Source organism: Nocardiopsis rhodophaea (assembly GCF_039530945.1).
Lineage (GTDB): Bacteria > Actinomycetota > Actinomycetes > Streptosporangiales > Streptosporangiaceae > Nocardiopsis_C > Nocardiopsis_C rhodophaea.
Map to the genome: position 1 here is coordinate 1 of NZ_BAAAPC010000030.1, position 18,736 is coordinate 18,736.

At 70.2% G+C, this 18,736-nt stretch carries 14 protein-coding genes; 7 read left to right on the forward strand and 7 right to left on the reverse strand.

Annotated elements, in window-relative coordinates:
• Nucleotides 1-796 precede the first annotated feature (796 nt).
• From ABD259_RS24165 to ABD259_RS24175, 3 genes are all read left to right on the forward strand, one after another.
• Nucleotides 797-2,284 (forward strand): amino acid permease, encoded by a 1,488-nt coding sequence (locus tag ABD259_RS24165; RefSeq protein WP_344101025.1) that lies wholly within the window; start codon nt 797-799, stop codon nt 2,282-2,284.
• A gap of 235 nt (nt 2,285-2,519) precedes the next feature.
• Entirely contained in the window at nt 2,520-3,380 is an 861-nt protein-coding gene (locus tag ABD259_RS24170) for a carbon-nitrogen hydrolase family protein (RefSeq protein WP_344101023.1), read from the forward strand.
• Nucleotides 3,381-3,467: 87 nt separating this feature from the next.
• Nucleotides 3,468-5,213 carry a flavin monoamine oxidase family protein gene (locus ABD259_RS24175; RefSeq protein WP_344101021.1) on the forward strand — a complete coding sequence of 582 codons (1,746 nt, stop codon included), beginning with the start codon at nt 3,468-3,470 and terminating at the stop codon, nt 5,211-5,213.
• On the opposite strand, the gene ABD259_RS24180 is transcribed toward ABD259_RS24175, so the two are convergent.
• Nucleotides 5,174-5,704: an Lrp/AsnC family transcriptional regulator gene (locus ABD259_RS24180; protein WP_344101019.1), complete on the reverse strand. Its 531-nt coding sequence runs from the start codon at nt 5,702-5,704 to the stop codon at nt 5,174-5,176. The two genes, ABD259_RS24175 and ABD259_RS24180, sit on opposite strands and share 40 nt — an antisense overlap.
• Nucleotides 5,705-5,848: 144 nt before the next feature.
• Between ABD259_RS24180 and ABD259_RS24185 the strand changes: the two genes are divergently transcribed.
• Nucleotides 5,849-7,543 (forward strand): alpha/beta fold hydrolase, encoded by a 1,695-nt coding sequence (locus ABD259_RS24185; protein WP_344165482.1) that lies wholly within the window; start codon nt 5,849-5,851, stop codon nt 7,541-7,543.
• A 139-nt stretch (nt 7,544-7,682) separates the two neighbouring features.
• The gene (locus ABD259_RS24190; RefSeq protein WP_344101321.1) at nt 7,683-8,525 is read left to right on the forward strand and encodes a GNAT family N-acetyltransferase; all 843 of its coding nucleotides are present in this window, start codon (nt 7,683-7,685) and stop codon (nt 8,523-8,525) included.
• Nucleotides 8,526-8,591: 66 nt separating this feature from the next.
• Here the strand turns inward: ABD259_RS24190 and ABD259_RS24195 are convergent, their stop codons facing one another.
• The 6 genes from ABD259_RS24195 to ABD259_RS24220 all read right to left on the reverse strand — a co-directional run bounded on the left by ABD259_RS24195 (nt 8,592) and on the right by ABD259_RS24220 (nt 15,151).
• Nucleotides 8,592-9,005 (reverse strand): hypothetical protein, encoded by a 414-nt coding sequence (locus ABD259_RS24195; protein WP_344101015.1) that lies wholly within the window; start codon nt 9,003-9,005, stop codon nt 8,592-8,594.
• A gap of 45 nt (nt 9,006-9,050) precedes the next feature.
• Entirely contained in the window at nt 9,051-9,797 is a 747-nt protein-coding gene (locus tag ABD259_RS24200) for a hypothetical protein (protein WP_344101012.1), read from the reverse strand.
• 149 nt (nt 9,798-9,946) lie between these two features.
• The gene (locus ABD259_RS24205; RefSeq protein WP_344101010.1) at nt 9,947-11,197 is read right to left on the reverse strand and encodes an LLM class flavin-dependent oxidoreductase; all 1,251 of its coding nucleotides are present in this window, start codon (nt 11,195-11,197) and stop codon (nt 9,947-9,949) included.
• 80 nt (nt 11,198-11,277) lie between these two features.
• Nucleotides 11,278-12,123, reverse strand: a complete 846-nt coding sequence (locus tag ABD259_RS24210; protein WP_344101008.1) for an alpha/beta fold hydrolase — start codon at nt 12,121-12,123, stop codon at nt 11,278-11,280.
• Between the two features lie 188 nt (nt 12,124-12,311).
• On the reverse strand, nt 12,312-13,433 hold the full coding sequence (locus ABD259_RS24215) for an alcohol dehydrogenase catalytic domain-containing protein (RefSeq protein WP_344101005.1): 1,122 nt from the start codon (nt 13,431-13,433) through the stop codon (nt 12,312-12,314).
• Nucleotides 13,434-13,594: 161 nt separating this feature from the next.
• Nucleotides 13,595-15,151: an aldehyde dehydrogenase family protein gene (locus tag ABD259_RS24220; protein ID WP_344101003.1), complete on the reverse strand. Its 1,557-nt coding sequence runs from the start codon at nt 15,149-15,151 to the stop codon at nt 13,595-13,597.
• Between the two features lie 303 nt (nt 15,152-15,454).
• On the opposite strand from ABD259_RS24220, the gene pta reads away from it, so the two are divergent.
• Together pta and ABD259_RS24230 are read left to right on the forward strand one after the other, a co-directional pair.
• Nucleotides 15,455-17,509 (forward strand): phosphate acetyltransferase, encoded by a 2,055-nt coding sequence (pta, locus tag ABD259_RS24225; RefSeq protein WP_344165485.1) that lies wholly within the window; start codon nt 15,455-15,457, stop codon nt 17,507-17,509.
• Nucleotides 17,506-18,720, forward strand: a complete 1,215-nt coding sequence (locus tag ABD259_RS24230; protein ID WP_344165488.1) for an acetate/propionate family kinase — start codon at nt 17,506-17,508, stop codon at nt 18,718-18,720. Before pta ends, ABD259_RS24230 begins: the two co-directional genes overlap by 4 nt.
• The last annotated feature ends 16 nt before the right edge of the window (nt 18,721-18,736 follow it).

Genomic DNA, 18,736 nt, shown 5'->3' on the forward strand with positions numbered 1-18,736 from the left:
GTGCGCGCCCGCGATCACGGAATCCTGCGGTGGCCACCCCCACCAGGAGGAACACAGGGCCACCAAGATCGAACAGCTCCTCAGCGACATCGGCGCGTTATGACCCCTGAAAAACCCGAAACTCCAGCCGGACAGAACCGGGACCGTTCCCATGATCATCGCGGGGAACTTGTGGCAAACCGGGCATACCCGGCGCGCGGACGCCCGGGAGCCGGTCAGAGGTGCCCCGCCCCACCTCATCGCCGCCCCCGCTCCACCGGGCAGGCGACCGGCGGGGCGGGCCGCCGCCGCTGCCCTGTCCGACCGCATCCCCTGCGACAACCGGCGTCCCCGACCCCCCACCGCCGTCGGTGCCGCTTTTCACCACCGAACACCGGAAAGAAAGAACGCCGACAAGGCCGCCCAGCAGACCCCGTCGGCCCGCGACGATCGCGGGGAATCTGTCGATCCGCAGGCCGACGGGGAGCCCCAGCAGTCGTGACGTGCGGCGATGTGCGTGACGCCCGCCATGAAGCCCAGACCACAGGGAAATGTGATGTCACGCACAATTATGCGCGTTTCGTTGCGCGTATAGGCAACATGTGTGGGGTATTCGACCTCATCCCGCAAAGGATGATGGTTCTGTTGCCCAGGTAACACCGGTACCGTTGCAACGGTGTGTTTCCGGCATATCGGGACATCTGTGGCGTGCTGTCCCGGTACTCCCATCCCGCCGAAACGCGCACCCCGTACATCCACGTGCGTCTGCACCCCTGCGTGCAGCCCGTACGTCATGCCGACATTCCCCCCGAGGAGCATGCAGTTGGTCGAGGACACCGCGCAGAAACAAGCCGCAGCCCCGGCGCGGCCCGGGATCGGTGCGCGCATCAAGCGGTGCAAGCCGGTCGAGCGGCTGGTCGACGAGACCGGTCAGGGCCAGGGCGGCAGCCTGAAGAGGTCGATGGGCCTGGCGCAGCTGACGATGATCAGCATCGGCGCCACCCTGGGCACCGGCATCTTCGTCGTGCTCGGAGAGGCGGTCCCGGTCGCCGGGCCCGCCGTCGTCCTGGCCTTCGTCATCGCCGGCGTGACCGCGCTCTTCTCCGCGCTCGCTTACGCCGAGCTCGCCGGGATGATCCCGGCCTCCGGCTCGGCCTACTCCTACACCTACGCGACCATGGGCGAACTCGTCGCCTGGGTCTGCGGGTGGTGTCTGATGCTCACCTACGGCGTGTCGGTGGCCGCCGTCGCCGTCGGCTGGGGAGAGTACATCAACCAGCTGCTCTACCTGGTGACCGGCGTGAGCCTGCCGGACGCCCTCACCCAGCCGCCCGGGGCCGACGGCGGGATCATCAACGTCCCCGCGGCCGTGGTGGTCGTGCTCGCGATGGTCGCGCTGCTGGTCGGCATCCGCGAGAGCGCGTGGCTGAACGGCGTGATGGTCGTCATCAAGCTCGGTGTGCTGGCCATGTTCGTGGTCATCGCCATGACCGCGGTGCAGGACGGCAACTTCGCCCCCTTCATGCCGCTGGGCATGGCGGGTGTGAGCGCCGCCGGGGCGACCCTGTTCTTCTCCTACATCGGGTTCGACGCCGCCTCCACCGCCGGCGAGGAGGCCAAGAACCCCCAGCGCGACCTGCCGCGCGCCATCATGCTCTCGATGATCATTGTGACCGCGCTGTACTGCCTGGTGGCCTTCGCCGCGGTGGGCGCGGTGCCGTGGACCATCTTCGAGAACACCGAGGCGACCCTCGCGCAGATCCTCACCGACGTGACGGGCACGCCCATCTGGTCCGTCGTCTTCGCCATCGGCGCGGTCGTCGCGATCGCCAGTGTCGTTCTGGTCGTGCTCTACGGCCAGACCCGCATCCTGTTCGCGATGTCGCGCGACGGCCTCATCCCGAAGATCTTCTCCAAGGTCGACGCCAACGGCACGCCGCGCTGGAACACCGTCATCCTCACCGTGTTCATCGCCGTGCTCGCCGCCCTGGTCCCGCTCGGACACCTGGCCGACGCCACCAGCATCGGTACCCTGTTCGCCTTCGCCCTGGTGAACGTCGCCGTGGTGGTGCTGCGCAGGACGCGGCCGGAGCTCAAGCGCGACTTCCGGGTGCCGTTCTCCCCGATCACCCCGGTGCTGGGCGTCCTGAGCTGCGCCTACCTGATGCTGAGCATGGGCGTGGCCACCTGGGTCACCTTCGGGGTGTGGCTGCTTGCGGGCCTGGCGATCTACTTCGGCTACAGCATGCGTACCTCCCGACTGGAGGCCGAGGCCGTGAAGGCCCCGGTGGAGCGGGAGCTGTAGCGTACGCGCCCGACACGTTCATGCCACGCGGGGGTGGCGCCGACCGTCGGCGCTGCCCCCGCTCGCGTTTCCGCCAAAAGCGCGCGCGTTGAATCAATAATTTGATGGTATTAACGCGAATCTCGCAATGAATATCCACGTTCGTCGCAATATTCTGACCATGTTTTGCGTCTAGAGTGGATGGGCGGCGGAAGCGTGCGAACCCGCCCGCGATCGGGACGATGGGAGGAACGGCATGACCAGTGCTCCGGACCGGACCGGGCGCCGCGCGGACCGGGGCGCGGCCGACGCGTCACCAACGCTGCGCATCGCCCTGGACCAGGGCGCCGGTCCCAGCGGCGACGTCGAGAGCGCCCTGCGGCGCCTGGACGCGCGGGCCCGCTCGGCGGCCGAGGCCGGAGCGCGGCTGCTGGCCAGCCCCGAGATGTCGATGACCGGCTACAACATCGGCGCGGACATCGACCGCTTGGCCGAACCGGCCGACGGTCCGCTGCACGCCGAGGTCGCACGGATCGCCGCCGCGACCGGTGTCGCCCTCCTCTACGGGTATCCCGAGCGCGAGAACGGGCGGGTGTTCAACACGGTCCGCCTCGTCGACGGCACCGGTGCGCCGCTCGCCGGATACCGCAAGAACCACCTCTTCGGCTCCCTCGACCGCGACGCCTTCGCCCCCGGCGACACCCCCGTCGTCCAGGCCACCCTCGACGGGCTGCGGCTGGGCCTGCTGATCTGCTACGACGTCGAATTCCCCGAGATGGTGCGGGCGCACGCCCTGGCCGGAACCGAGCTCCTGCTCGTCCCCACGGCGCTGATGCGCCCCTACACGAGCGTCGCCACCACGGTCCTCCCCGCCCGCGCGCTGGAGAACGGCCTCTTCGTCGCCTATGTCAACCGCTGCGACCGCGAGGGCGAGCTGGACTACTGCGGTCTGAGCTGCCTCATCGGCCCTGACGGCGGCGAGATCCTGCGGGCCGGAGCCGACGAGGAGCTGCTGGTCGCCGACGTCGACGCCGCGGCCCTGCGGGAGACCCGCGCGGCCACGCCCTACCTCGACGACCGCCGCCCCGAGCTCTACGCCTCGCTCACCGACGGCTGACCCGGGCAGCGCGCCCGCGCTTCCGCCCCACCGACCGACCCGACACCCACCCCGCACACCCCTGTGCCCACCTGGAGGATGCACTCGATGACGTCTGCCGTGCCCACCGCCGTGCCTACCACCGACGCGGCCGCCGGGTCCGCCGAGAACGCGGCGCGGAAGCCGCTCACCATGTGCGGCCCCGACTTCCCGTTCGCCTACGACGAGTTCCTGGCCCACCCGGCCGGGCTCGGCTCCGTGCCCGCCTCCCGCCACGGCACCGAGGTGGCGGTCATCGGCGGCGGCCTCTCGGGCATCATCACCGCCTACGAGCTGATGAAGATGGGCCTCAAGCCCGTCGTGTACGAGGCCGACCAGATCGGGGGGCGGCTCCGCACCGCGCGCTTCCCGGGGGTGACGGACGCCGCCGAGGACGTCGTGGCGGAGATGGGCGCCATGCGCTTCCCGCCGTCCTCGACCTCCTTCTTCCACTACGCCGACAAGATGGGGCTGCGCACCACCCCGTTCCCCAACCCGCTGGCCCCTGACACCCCCAGCACGGTGGTCGACCTCAAGGGCGAGGCGCACTACGCCCGTACCACCGACGACCTCCCCGAGGTCTACGGCGCGGTGGCCCGTGCCTGGAACGAGACCCTGGAGCGCGGCTCCCGGCACAGCGAGATGCAGCAGGCCATCCGCGACCGCGACGTCCCGCGGATGAAGGAGATCTGGGACGAGCTCGTCGCGAAGCTGGACAACCAGACGTTCTACGGCTTCCTCTGCGACTCCCCCGCCTTCTCCTCCTTCCGCTACCGGGAGATCTTCGGCCAGGTCGGATTCGGCACCGGCGGCTGGGACACCGACTTCCCCAACTCGATCCTGGAGATCCTCCGGGTGACCTACACCGGCGCCGACGACGACCACCTCAGCATCGTCGGCGGCTGCCAGCAGCTCCCGCTGCGGCTGTGGGAGGACGTCCCGGACAAGCTGGTCCACTGGCCCGAGGGCACCAGCCTCGCCTCGCTGCACGAGGGCGGCCCGCGCCCGGCGGTGACCGGGCTGCGCCGCACCGCCGCCCCAGGCGGCCGGGGCCCGGGCAACATCACGGTCACCGACGCCTCGGGCTCCATCCGCACCTACCCGGCCGCGGTCTTCACCGCGCAGAGCTGGATGCTGCTCAGCAAGATCGAGTGCGACGAGGGCCTGCTGCCGATCGACCACTGGACCGCGATCGAGCGCACCCACTACATGGAGTCGTCCAAGCTGTTCGTGCCCGTCGATCGCCCGTTCTGGCGCGACGTCGACCCCGCCACCGGGCGCGACGTCATGAGCATGACGCTCACCGACCGGATGACCCGCGGTACCTACCTGCTGGAGAGCGAGGGCGACGGTCCCGCCGCCATCTGCCTGTCCTACACCTGGTGCGACGACTCGCTGAAGTGGCTTCCGCTCTCCGCCAACGAGCGCCTGGAGGTCATGCTCAACTCGCTGGCCAAGGTCTACCCGGGGGTGGATATCCGCTCGCACATCATCGGGGACCCGGTCACCGTCTCCTGGGAGGACGAGCCCTACTTCATGGGCGCGTTCAAGGCCAACCTGCCGGGCCACTACCGCTACCAGCGCCGCCTGTTCACCCACTTCAAGCAGGACCGCCTGGACGAGCGGTACCGCGGCCTGTTCCTCGCGGGCGACGACATCTCGTGGACCGCGGGGTGGGCCGAGGGCGCCGTGCAGACCGCGCTCAACGCGGTGTGGGGCGTGATGCATCACTTCGGCGGCGCCACCGACCCCCTCAACCCGGGGCCGGGCGACCGCTACGACGAGATCGCGCCCGTGGAGCTGCCCGAGGACTGACCTCCCGACGGGTCGGCCGACGGGCCGGGGGCGTCACCGGCCGACCCGCTCAGCATCGACTGATCGACCAGCCGGGACAGCACCAGCGTGCTCTTCGTTCGGACGACGAACGGCTCGGCGCAGATGCGCTCGATCGTCTCCTCCAGGTGGTGCATGTCCCGGGCCCGGACCTGCACCATGGCGTCGGCCTCACCCGTGACGGTGCAGGCCGACGTGACCTCGGCGTAGTTGGCCAGCCCGGCCTTGATCTCGGCGGGTGACGTGCGCGGCCGGCAGTACACCTCGATGAACGCCTCGGTGGTCCACCCGATGGCCGCCGGCTCCAGGATCACCGTGAAGCCGCGCACCGCGCCGGACTCCACCAGCCGGTCGAGCCGTCGTTTCACGGCCGAGGCGGAGAGGCCCACGGCCGAACCGATGTCGGCGAAACTGGTACGCGCGTCGGCGCCGAGGATGGCGATGATCCGCTCATCGACGCGATCCAAACGCAATATGTGGCTCCCTCGCTCCCGCAGGTCGGAAGTCGATGGTATCGACCCGGTGCATCGTCCGAGGCCACCGTGTCGCTTCTCCGTATCGCGCTTGATCACAGAGAGAATTCGAGTGATCACCGTGGGGCGGAAGGACGGGGCGAGGTGCAGGGGAACGCGCGGAGATTCGCGGTGGCCGGGGCCGGGCTGGTGTTGGCGTCGACGACGGTGTCGGTGACGCATCCGGCGGACGGACACGCGGCGACGGCCGACGCCGCCGCGGAGGCGCCCGCCAGGCACTACGCCCCGTTGCGTTGGGGGAAGTGCGCCGACCTGGAGACCCCCAGGAACATCGAGATGGAATGCGCTCGCCTCGTAGTTCCACTGGACCACGACGCCGAGGCGCGCAACGCCGCGGTCGAGATCGCGCTGTCCCGGGTCCCCGCACGCGGGCAGGCCACCGAGGCCCTGCTGGTGAACCCCGGAGGGCCGGGCAGCAGCGGGCGGTTCCTCGCCGCTGATATCGCCCGGAGCCTCCCCGACGACCTGCGCAACGCCTACGACGTCATCGGATTCGACCCGCGCGGCACCGGAGCGAGCACGCCCGCCCTCACCTGCGACCCGGACTTCTTCGCGCCGCCGCGGCCCGACACCGTCCCCGCCACCGACGAAGACGAGGACCTCCTGGTCAAACGGGCCAAGGCCTACGCCGAAGCGTGCGACACGGCCGGCGGGGCGCTGCTCGCGCACATGCGCACGACCGACAGCGCGCACGACATCGACGCCATCCGCGCGGCGCTCGGACGCGACCGCATCGACTACTTCGGCTACTCCTACGGCACCTACCTCGGCGCCGTCTACGCGACGCTCTACCCCGATCGGGTGCGGCGGCTGGTGCTTGACAGCGTCGTCCATCCGGGTCGGGGCTGGTACCAGGGCAACTTGGAGCAGAGCAGATCGCTGGACGCGGCCGCGGGAGGTTTCTTCGACTGGATCGCCCGTCATGAGGCCACGTACGGCCTGGGAAGCTCCGCCGCCGAAGTGGCCGGCCGGTACTACGCGACGCGGTCCGCGCTGGGCAAGAAGCTCGCCGGCGGACGGATCGGACCCACGGAGCTGGAGTCCACCTACATGGTGGCGACCTACGCGGCCTCGGCCTGGCCGCTGCTGGCCGGAGCCCTGGCCGACATGGCCAACGACGAGGATCCGGACCGGCTGATCGCGGCCTTCGAGCGGCTGGGGGAGACCGCGGAGGACGAACCGGCCTTCGCCGGATACCTCGCCACGGAGTGCACCGACGCGCGCTGGCCCCGTTCGTGGTCGACGTGGCACGCGGATGGCACCCGGATCCACGCCGACGCGCCGTTCCTTGGGTGGCACAATGTGTGGTACAACGCGTCGTGTGCGTTCTGGCCGGCCGAGGCGGGCGAGTGGTTCCAGGTCGACGGATCGCGGGTGAAGAGCGCGCTGCTGATCCACGCGACGGAGGACGGCCCCACCCCCCTGGACGGCGCCTACGCGATGCACCGGCGTTTTCCCACGTCCGGGCTGGTCATCGAGGACGGCGGCATCTCCCACGGGGTCGCGCTCAGCGGCAACGAGTGTGTGGACAACACCCTGTTCGCCTACCTGCGCGACGGGCGGCTGCCGCGGGCCGACGGCACGTTCGACGGCGCGGACCGGATCTGCGCCGCCTTGCCCGAGCCAGAGCCTCGGACGTCGCGGGGGAAGAGAGCGAACACGCGGTCGACGCCCGCTCCCGGCGCGTCGGAGCCCGTGTCGCTCGCAGGCGATTCCGCCGTTTCTCCGCTTCCACCTGCAATCCCGTCTATTTCGGCGGTTGCGGGTACCAACCGGTGAACGGGGCGGTAACCAGTCGATTAGTCTGGAAACGCGAGGATCACGACGGTTCGCGGCACCCGGTCGATCCCCGGACGCGCGCTTAGGGGCGTCCCGGAACGGATGCCCGGAGCGGCCGCTGCGAGGTGAGGTGATGCGGGTGCTGCGGACCTCGTCGGTGCGCGTCCTCGGCCAGCGCGACAGCGCGGCCGTTCACGCTTTGCTCGACGCCGACCCGGTCGGGAACGTTTTCGTCAGTTCCCGGGTGCGCGCCACCGGTCTGGACACCGGGCGGCTCGGTAGCGAGCTGTGGGGCTACATCGAGCACGGCGCGATCTCGGCGCTGTGCTACTCGGGCGCCAATCTGGTGCCCGTCAGCGCGTCGTCCGCGGCCATCCGCCAGTTCTCCGAGCACGCCCGCTGGCAGGGTCGGCGCTGCTCGTCCATTGTCGGGCCGATCGACCAGGTCTCCGAAATGTGGGAGCGGCTCGGCCCGGTGTGGGGACCCGCCCGCGTCATCCGCGGCAACCAGCCGGTCATGGAGCTCGACGGCGATCCGCTCGTCGCCTCCGACCCGCTGGTGCGCCGGGTCCGGGTGAGCGAGATCGGGATCCTGGTGCCGGCGTGTGTCGCGATGTTCACCGAGGAGGTGGGGGTGCCGCCGGACTCCGGGGATGGCGGAGCGCTCTACCGTGCCCGCGTGGAGGAGCTCGTGCGCACCCGGCGGGCGTTCGCGCGCATCGAGGACGGGCGCATCGTGTTCAAGGCGGAAGTCGGCGCGGTCACCCCCTACGCCTGCCAGATCCAGGGGGTGTGGGTCCATCCCGACCTGCGCGGCCAAGGGTACGCCGCGGGCGGCGTGGCGGCCGTCGCGCGCATGGCGCGGGAGGAGATCGCGCCGCGGGTCACCCTGTACGTCAACGACTTCAACACCCCGGCGCGGGCCACGTATCGGCGTGTGGGCTTCCGTGAGGTCGGGGCGGTGATGTCGATCCTGTTCTGACCCCCGCTGCGCCGGTGCGCCGGTCCGTCCGACCCGGCGCCGCGCACGGCGGTGGCCGTGGGCGGCTCAGACGCTCGGGGGCAGCGCCGCGGCCGTGAAGTACTGGAGCGTCGCGTCGATGTCGGCGAGGTCCTTGGCGCGTCCGAGGCGGCTCTTCCACCGTAGGACGCGGTCGAGCGGCGCGAAGGGGAGGCCGTGGCGGATCTCGCGGCTGTCGATGAACTCGTCGACGTCCCACATCGAGGGGAACCAGCCGTTGAGGACCTCCAGGCGGCTGCCGAACAGGAGGACGCGGGTGACGTCCTCCCAGGGGGCCGGTTGGACCGGCCCCATCGTCTGTACCAGCTCCCAGGCCGGGCCGCGGGCGACGATGTCGAGGTCGGTGATGTTGTCGCGGATCCCGTGGGCGAGGAGGGGACCGCTGCCCGCGATGATGAAGTCCTGATGGGGGAGATCGAGTTCCTCAAGTGCTATGAACAACGGGTGCTGATGAATTGTTATCTGTTCCGTCACCCTTGTGCTCCATTACCCTAATGCATTTACCCCTATCGCGATGCGGACGATCACCGCTGTGAGTAACGCGACACCAATACTGGTCATCGTGCCGATGAGAAAGTACTCCGCGAATCTTTTCTGATGGCTCTGTAGTTCCGGGAAGCGAGCCAGACCCTTGACCCCGACCACGACGGCCACTGCCTCCGGCCGCCCGGCCACCACGAAGATGAAAGTTAGTGAACGCTCCAACCAGCCAATGACCGTCCCTGCCCCCTTCAGGGGCGCCATTTCCTCTGCGCCGGCTTTCTTTAGTTCTGCGGAGAAGGGGCGAAGCATATGTGTGACGACTTCGCCCCCGACGAAGGTGGAGATCAAGAATCCGGAGATCACGATCGCCATCTCGTCATCCATGATAATCCCACCAGTCGCTTCGAGCATCTGAGGTACCCCGTACACCGCCGCGGCGGACAGAACCGTCAGTGCCGTAAGGCTTGTAGGCACGAGTGTGAACTTCTGTACCCCGTCCGGGAGGAAGATCCGCGGCGATCCCTGCATGTCCTCGTCACCCCTGACCAGGTGGGCCAGCGCCCAGCTGGAGGCCAGGCAGAGCGGAAGGAGTACGGCCGGTTTGATTGAAAATGCAACGGGCAGCAGCGTGTAAACCGCATAACCGGTGCTCAGGGGTAGTGCGACGGTCAGCCGCGAGCGGATCGCCGGAATCGAATAAGGGAGCAGGATGGCGGTGATCAGGCCCAGGACGAGTCTTTCGAGCTCCATGCGATGCTCTCTATTGTGCTTATCCAGCCACGGCGGGTAGTAAATTATGGCCGGTTCTGGCCGGTTTTCCTATAGGGCGGCGGATAGTTTGAGCGCAGCCAAAAAAACAGGACCCCGGAGGGGTCCTGAAGTCGGGGGTCAGGCCGGGTTTAGTCCCGAAACTCTGGGATCACCTTCTCGGCGAACATCTCCAGATTGCGTTTGACCGTGTCGAGCGGAAGGACGCCCTGCTGCCCCTGCATGAACAGGCCGAACCACTCCAGGTCGGGGATCTCCGTGAGCGTCGCCTCGATGCCGCGCTTGACGTCGTCCGGACTGCCGATCAGCGCGAGCTGGACCTCGGCCATGCGCCGGAAGTCGCCCTTGGCCGGGCTGATCGGCCGCCGCTCGTCGTCCTCCTGGGTGCGCAGCACCTCCAGGTAGCCGAACGAGCCGAAGAACGAGGCGAAGTCGCGGTGCATCTTGGCCCCGTAGGTGGCGACGGCCTCGTCCTTGGTGGGCGCCATGCCCACGATTTTGAGGACGCCGGTGTGCTCACCCAGCCGGTAGTCCCGACCGTTCCGGGCGGCCTCGTCCCGGTACAGCTCCGCCTTCTTGCGGTGCTCGCCGGGGATGGGGGTGAACATCCACGGCAGGATGTCCTCCCGCGCGCAGCGCCGCACGGAGCGGTCGCTGATGGTGAACGGCTGCCAGAGCTCGGGGTGCGGGTCCTGGTAGGGCCGGGGCACGACCGACACCCGCTGGACGCGGCCCTCGTCGTCCAGCTCGCCGGGAGCGCCGAAGGTCCGGGTCCACTCCTGGGCCGGCCACCCTTCGATCCCGCTGTAGGGGGAGGGGACCTCGTAGTCGATGACATCGCTCTTGTAGCGCAGGGACTCCTGGGTCCAGGCCAGCTTCATGATCTTCAGCAGCTCGCCGAAGACGTCGAAGTTCCGGTCGTCGCTCGCGGACCCGTCGCTGCGGGCGGCCTGCGAGTGCCACCGCTGGCCCAGGACGTTGGCCCAGCGCGACTGGTAGCCGCGGGCCACGCCGAGGCGCAGCCGCCCCTGGCAGAACTGGTCGAGGAGGGCCACGTCCTCGGCCGCGCGGATGGGGTCCCAGGCCGGCAGGACCAGGCCGAGCGGGGCGAGCAGGATCCGCTCGGTGCGGGCGGCGAGGTCGGCCAGCACCATCAGCGGGTTGACCGAGAACTCGAACCCCTCGGAGTGGAAGTGGTGTTCGGTCAGCATCAGCGCGTCGTAGCCGATCCGGTCGGCGTGGACGGCGATCTCCCGGACCTCGCTCAGGAGGTTCTGGTAGGACCGCACGTCACGCCCGATGGGCCGCTTGGCCGTGGCGGTGGCCTCGGCCGCGAATCCGGAACCGGGGATCTGCGGGTTCATGAAGATGGCGAACTTCATCGTGCCTCCGGTTGCACAGTGCCTCTCGCGGGGTCTCCCGCAGCGGGGCCTTTCGTCAGGTGGCCTTTCCGGCAGGGGCGTCACACGGCGTTCGGTCCGGGCACCTCCAGTCGGTCGAGCCAGCGGTCGAGGACGGTCAGGAACTCGTCGGGGCGCTCCTCGTGCATCCGGTGCCCTGAGCCCGGCCAGCAGACGACCGCGGAACGGGGGTGGGCCAGCAGAGGGCGCTCCCATTCGGCCAGTTCCGGATCGGCCCGGAAGCTCAGCGTGGGCTGCGGGCGCCGCATGAGGTGGTCCTCGGCGGCCGCGCGCGGGCCGATGGCGTCGGTCGCGGTGAACATGGCGGCGAACGCCTCGGCCAGGACTTGCGGCGGCGTGGCGAGAAGTCGCCGGGTGTGCCAGGTGCGGATCCACCGCGGGGTGGCGGGGGACGAGACCCACGCCTCGGTGGCGATCGCGGCGTCGGTCCCCCGGGGCCCGGCGAGCTCGCGCGCGATGGCGGGAAAGGAATCTGCGAGCTCGGGGCCGAAGCCGTAGGCGGGGTCGATGGTCACGAGTGCGGTGACGAGGTCCGGCCGGTCGATGGCCAGGTGGCCGACGATCTGCCCACCCATGGAATGGCCGATCGCGACGATCCGGTCGACCCGCAGTCGCTCCAGAAGGAGGAGCAGGTCGGCGGCCATGGTGCGCGGGGTGGCGCCGGTGCGGGTGGTCGCGGAGTAGCCGTGCCCGCGCAGATCGGGGGCGATGACGCGGTGGTCCGTGGCGAGGTCGGGGACGTGCCGCACCCACTCGTGGGAGTCCGACCCCCATCCGTGGACCAGCAGGAGGGCGCTCGCGGTGTCCCGCGCCGGGTCGCCGGACGCGTCGTGCGGCCCGTCCACCGTGTAGAAGAGCCGGACGTTGGGGAGGTCGGCGAACGGCACGGGGGCTCCTTTCCGCCGCCGGAAAGCAGAACATGTTTCAGTTTCTGTTTCCGTCAACGGTAACCCGCGGGAATGCGACCAAGCAATCGCTTGGCCAAATTGGGTGCGGGCGCGGCGGTGCCACCCTGGTCGTCGGGGTCCCCGAAGCGCCGAGGGGCAGGGGCGCCGGCCTCCACGGGGGAGGTCCGCTAGAACACCACGACCGCCCGCACGACCTCGCCCGCCCGAACGTGGCCGATCGCGTCGTTGATGGCGTCCAGTCCCACCCGCTCGCTGATGAGCCCGCCCGGGTCCAGGCGTTCGGCCAGACACAGGTCCACCAGACGCGGCAGGTCCGAGGCGGCCGAGCCGTCGCCGCCCTGGCACCCCATGAGGCGGCGGGAGCCGAAGAGCGCACCCGCGGGGACGGAGATGTTGGTGCCCGCTGGGGGGCTGCCCACCATGACCGTTGTGCCGCCCGGCCGCGTCGCCTCGAACGCGGCCGCGAGTACGGAGGGGACCCCCGTCACGTCGAACGCGTAGTCCACCCCGTCCGGCTCCAGTTCGCGGACACGGGTGGCCAGGTCGGCGGCGTTCGCGCCGCCCGGGTCGGAGGGCAGCACGTCGGTGGCGCCGAAGAGCTCGGCCGCCGTCAGCTTCGTCGCCGCGATATCGGACGCGATGACGCGGGACGCACCGGCCAGCACCGCCGCCTGGACGACGTTGAGCCCGACACCGCCGCAGCCCGCTACCAGGACGGTGGCACCCGCCTCGACGCGGGCCGTGTTGACGACCGCCCCGACACCGGTCACCACGGCGCAGCTCAGCAGGGACATGGCGGCCAGATCCACCCCGCGCGGGAGCGGCATCAATTGGCGCTCGTGCACCACCGTGTACTCCGCGAACCCGCCGATGCCCAGGTAGGGGCGCATGGCCGTGCCGTCGAGGCGCAGCCGGGTGGAGCCGTCGGGCATCAGCCCCATGATGGCCCGCGTCCGCGCGGCATCCGTGCACAGATGACCCTCGCCGCGCCCGCACCTCCGGCACCGGCCGCACGACCGCCCCAGGGCGATCAGCACGGGGTCGCCCGGCGCGTAGGCGGTCACGCCCGCGCCGACCGCCTCCACCGTGCCCGAGCTTTCGTGCCCGCAGACGACGGGGAGCCCGGACACCACGGGGCTGGCGCCGTCGACCGCCTTGAGGTCGGAACCGCAGATGCCGGACGCGGCGATCCGCACGCGGACCTCGCCGGGGCCGGGGTCCGAGATGTCCACATCGCGGATCTCCAACGGAGCGCCGAACTCCGTCAGCACCGCCGCCCGCATCCTCATCGCCCTCACCCTCCCTGTTCATCGGAGTACCTGCGCTGCCTTGCCCCCTGGTCTCCGTTGATCTCGGCGATATCGACCTTGTGCCGGCGAGTATTCGGTCGATATCGCCGAGATCAACGGAGGGGACGGGGGACACCGGCGTCGTGGGTCGAGCGTCACGGTCACCGGGGGCCACCCGGGCCGAGCTCGACCCAGGCGGCCTTGAGGGTGAGCCACTCGCCCAGGCCGCGGACGCCGTTCGCCGGGGAGTTCCCGCTCTGCTTGTGGCCCCCGAAGGGGACCGCCCAGTGCAGTCGGCGGTAGGTGTTGATCCAGACCGTCCCCGCCTGGAGCGAAGCGATGGCGCGGTGCGCCCGGTCGAGGTCGCGCGTCCACGCGCCGGCGGCCAGGCCGTAGTCGGTGTCGTTGGCGATCGCGTACGCCTCGTCCTCGGTCGCGAAGGGGATCGCTACGGCCACCGGACCGAAGATCTCCTCCTGGCAGACCCGCAGCCCGTTGTCGGTCGTCGACAGCAGTGTCGGCTCGACCCAGTAGCCGCCCGCCAGCGACCGGTCCACGTCGGTATCCGGCGACGCGGCCGCGCGGAGGGCGTCGGCTCCACTCCGCCCACCGAAGACCACCGTCGCCCCCTCACGCGGGCCGAGCTCCAGGTAGCCGCGGACCTTCTCGTACTGGCCGGCGAACGCGATCGGCCCCATGTCGGTGGCGGGGTCGCGCGGGTCGCCCAGGCGGATGGAGGCGGCATGCGCCCGCAGGCGGTCGGTGAACTCCTCGAACACGGTGTCCTGGATCAGAACGCGCGACCCCGCCACGCAGGACTGCCCGGCCCCGCCGGTGTAGATACCTCCGGCCACGCCCGCGACAGCGGCGTCCACGTCGGCGTCGTCGAAGACGATGTTGGGCGACTTGCCGCCGAGTTCGAGGGAGACGTCCTTCAGGTTGGCCGACGCGCGCTGGGTGACGCGGCGCCCGGTCGCGGTGGAGCCGGTGAAGTCCAGCTTGGCCACACCGGGGTGGTCGACGAGGGCCTCTCCCGCCGTCGGTCCGGTCCCCGAGACGACGTTGACCAGGCCGGGCGGGAGGCTGAGATCGGTGAAGAGCTCGCAGGCGGCCAGGATCGAGCAGCAGGCGTGCTCGGCGGGCTTGACCACGACCGTGTTTCCCGCTGCCAGTGCTCCGGAGACCTTGGCGAAGAACATCGCCAGCGGGGCGTTCCACGGGATGATGATCCCCGCGACGCCGTAGGGCTCGTAGAGGGTGAAGTTGACCGATCCGCCGGAACCGTCGGCGCCGCCCGAGGAGGTGCCCGGTACGCGGCCCAGGTGAATGGTGTCGCCGGTGATCTTGTCCGCGAGACTGGCGCAGTACTGGATGTTCATCGCGCCGCCCGGAACGTCGCCGCCCTGGGTTTCTTTCAGCACGCGTCCGTTGTCCCGGCTCTCGACGGCGGCGAGTTCGCCGCTTCGCGCCAGCACCGCGTCGGCCCAGCGGCGCAGCAGCGCGGCGCGCCGCAGGGGAGGGGTGGCGCGCCAGTCCGGGAACGCGTTTCGCGCGGCGGTAACGGCGTCGTCGATGTCGGTCGCGTCGGAAGCGGGGACGCGCGCCCATACCCGGCCGGTGGCCGGGTCGACGCTCTCCAGCCACTCCTTGCTGCGCGCGACGCGGAACTCCCCGGCGATGAAGTTGCAGTAGTCGGTGAGAGCGCTCGGTGTGCTCATCGGCAGGGCCTCCCGGGGGCTGTGTGGGGTGCATCCTAGTCCGGTTGCCAAGCGAGCGCTAGGTTGAATCCGTGGGTGGGGCGAGGGAATCGGCCGGGTGGCTGGTCACGGCGGTCGGTTAACCGGAACATGGGTCGAAGGGGACTCGGCGGGGCGTCGCACGCCATATCACCCTGGGACGCACGCCACCGCTGTGAACTGCGGAAATCGCAAAGTTCTGGTGCGAATCAACCTAAAATTGGGCGCGATGGTCGCCATTTTCGTCCAGCGACCCCGCACACCGGCCGGCGGAGAGAAGTGGATATGACGCACGGTGTCTACATCGCGTCCAGCGACGCGGAAAGCGACAAGGCGACGATCGCGCTCGGCATGGTCGAGCTGCTGTCGAGCACGGTGGGCTCGATCGGGGTGTTCCGGCCCGTGGTCGACGCGTCCGCGCGCGACTCGGTCGTGGAAACGCTGCGCCGCCGCTTCAAGCTGAAGGCCAACTACGAGGACTGCGTTGGCGTCACCTACGACGAGGTGCACGCTGACCCCGACGCCGCCATGGCCGCCATCATGCAGGCCTACTGGGCACTCGCCTCGCGCTGCGCGGCGGTGGTCGTGGTGGGCACCGACTACACCGACGTCGGTGCCCCCACCGAGTTCACCTTCAACGCCCGGGTCGCGGCCAACCTCGCCACCCCCGTTGTGCTGGTCGTCTCGGGTGCGGAACGCGACCACGCCGAGATCCGCGACGCGACCGGCCTGGCCCGCCAGGAACTGGCCCGCGAACACGCCACCCGGCTCGCCACGGTCGTCGACCGGGTCGCCCCGGACCGCGCCGAGTCCCTCCGCAAGGAACTGGACGGGATCGCCTACGTGCTGCCCGAGGTCCCCGGACTCAGCGCCCCGACCGTGCGCGACCTGCAGCGCGCCTGCGACGGCCGCCTGATCTTCGGCGAGGAGAAGCGGCTCGGCCGCGAGACCTCGGGCCTGGTGGTCGCGGCGATGTCACTGCCCAACGTGCTCGACCGGATGGAGGCCGACCGCCTCGTCATCATGGCCGCCGACCGCGCCGGCGCGATGCTCCCGGCACTGATCGCCGCCCACCACTCCACCGACTTCCCGTCGGTCGCCGGTGTTGTGCTGACCGGCGAGATGTACATGCCCGAACCGGTCTTCCGCCTCCTCGCGGGCATGGACGTGCGCCTTCCCGTCATCGCCACGGACCAGGACACCTTCTCCACCGCCACCCGCCTCGCCGCGGTCCGGGGCGGGATCACCCCCGGCGCCGAGGGCAAGATCGAGTCGGCGCTGGCCGCCTTCGCCGAGGCCGTCGACGGAGCCGCCCTGCTGGAGCGGCTCCAGGTCGCCCGCTCGGAGACGGTGACCCCGCTGATGTTCGAGCACACGCTGCTGGAGCGGGCGCGGGCCGACCGCAAGCGCATCGTGCTGCCGGAGGGTACCGAGGAGCGCGTGCTGCGCGCGGCCGACCTCCTGCTCCGCCGGGACGTCGCCGACCTGGTGCTGCTCGGGTCCCCGCGGCAGGTCAACGCCAAGGCCTCCGACCTCGGGTTCGACCTGAGCGCGGTCACCATCATCGACCCCGAGACCTCGGACTTGCGGGAGCGGTTCGCCGAGGAGTACGCACGGCTGCGGGCGCACAAGGGCGTCACCAAGGAACTGGCCATGGACACCGTGGGCGAGCTGTCCTACTTTGGCACCCTGATGGTGCAGTGCGGGCTCGCCGACGGCATGGTCTCGGGCGCTGCACACACGACGGCGCAGACCATCCGGCCCTCGTTCGAGATCCTGCGCTCGTCGCTCGTGTCCAGCGTCTTCTTCATGTGCCTGGCCGACCGGGTGCTGGTCTACGGCGACTGCGCCGTGAACCCGGACCCCACCACCGAACAGCTCGCCGATATCGCGATCGACTCGGCGGCGACGGCCGAGCAGTTCGGCGTGGAGCCGCGCGTGGCGATGCTGTCCTACTCCACCGGCGCGTCCGGGTCCGGGGCCGGGGTAGAGAAGGTGCGCATGGCCACCGAAATGGTCAAGGAACGGCGCCCCGACCTGCTGATCGAGGGGCCGATCCAGTACGACGCCGCGATCGATCCCGGGGTCGCGCGGACCAAGATGCCCGACAGCCGCGTGGCCGGACGCGCGACCGTGTTCGTCGTCCCCGACCTGAACACCGGCAACACCCTGTACAAGGGCGTACAGCGGAGCGCCGGCGCCGTGGCGATCGGCCCGGTGCTGCAGGGTTTGCGGCAGCCGGTCAACGACCTGTCGCGGGGCGCGACCGTGCATGACATTGTCAATACCGTGGCGATCACGGCCGTCCAGGCCCAAGGAACACAAGGAAGTGGTTCATGAGCCACGTGCTCGTTCTCAACAGCGGATCGTCGTCGATCAAGTACCAGCTTCTCGACATGGGGAAGGGCGCCCCCGTCGCCTCCGGTGTCGTGGAGCGTATCGGTGAGGGGCAGAGCGTCCTCACCCACAAGGTGCCGGGCGATGCACCCGGCGCCCCAGCGCGCAAGCACGAACGCAGGGAGGCCTGCCCGGACCACGAGGCCGGGCTGAAGGCGGTCCTGGACGCCTTCACCACGGCCGGGCCGGACCTGGACGGGATCGAACTGGCCGCGGTCGGGCACCGGGTGGTGCACGGCGGCGCCCGGTTCGGAGGCGCGGTCCTCGTCGACGACGAGGTCGAGCACGCCATCGAGGAACTGGCCCCGCTCGCGCCACTGCACAACCCGGCCAACCTGGCGGGGATCCAGGGCGCGCGCAAGGCGTTCCCGAACGTGCCGCAGGTGGCGGTGTTCGACACCGCGTTCCACCAGACCCTGCCCCCGGCCGCCTACACCTACGCGGTCCCGGCCCCCTGGCGGACCGAGCACAAGGTGCGCCGCTACGGATTCCACGGGACGTCGCACGCCTACGTCTCGCGCCGCGCGGCCGCGATACTCGGACAGGACCCCGCCGACACCAACGTCATCGTGTTGCACTTGGGCAACGGAGCCAGCGCCACCGCCATCGAGGGCGGGCGGAGCGTCGAGACCTCCATGGGACTGACGCCTTTGGAAGGTCTGGTCATGGGTACCCGCAGCGGCGACGTCGACCCGTCGCTCCACGCCTACCTGGCGCGCAACGGGGGGATGTCGGCCGCCGAGGTCGACACGGCGCTGAACAAGCAGAGCGGAGTGCTCGCGCTCGCGGGCGCCAACGACATGCGCGAGGTCTGGCGCATGGTGGACGAGGGCGACGAGGGCGCCCGGCTCGCGGTGGACGTGTACTGCCACCGGCTCCGGAAGTACATCGGCGCCTACTACGCGGTGCTCGGCCGTGTCGACGCCCTCGTATTCACGGCCGGCGTCGGCGAGAACGACGAACGCGTGCGCGCGGGAGCCGTGACCGGGCTGGACCGCCTGGGGCTGCGGATCGACCCGGCGAAGAACGAGTCCCTAGAGCGCGGCACCGACCAGGTCATCTCCCCGGACGGGGCGGAGATCCCGGTGATGGTGATCCCGACCAACGAGGAACTGGAGATCGCCGTGCAGTCCCTCGACCTGCTGAACCGGTAGCTCGCCAGCGTCCCGA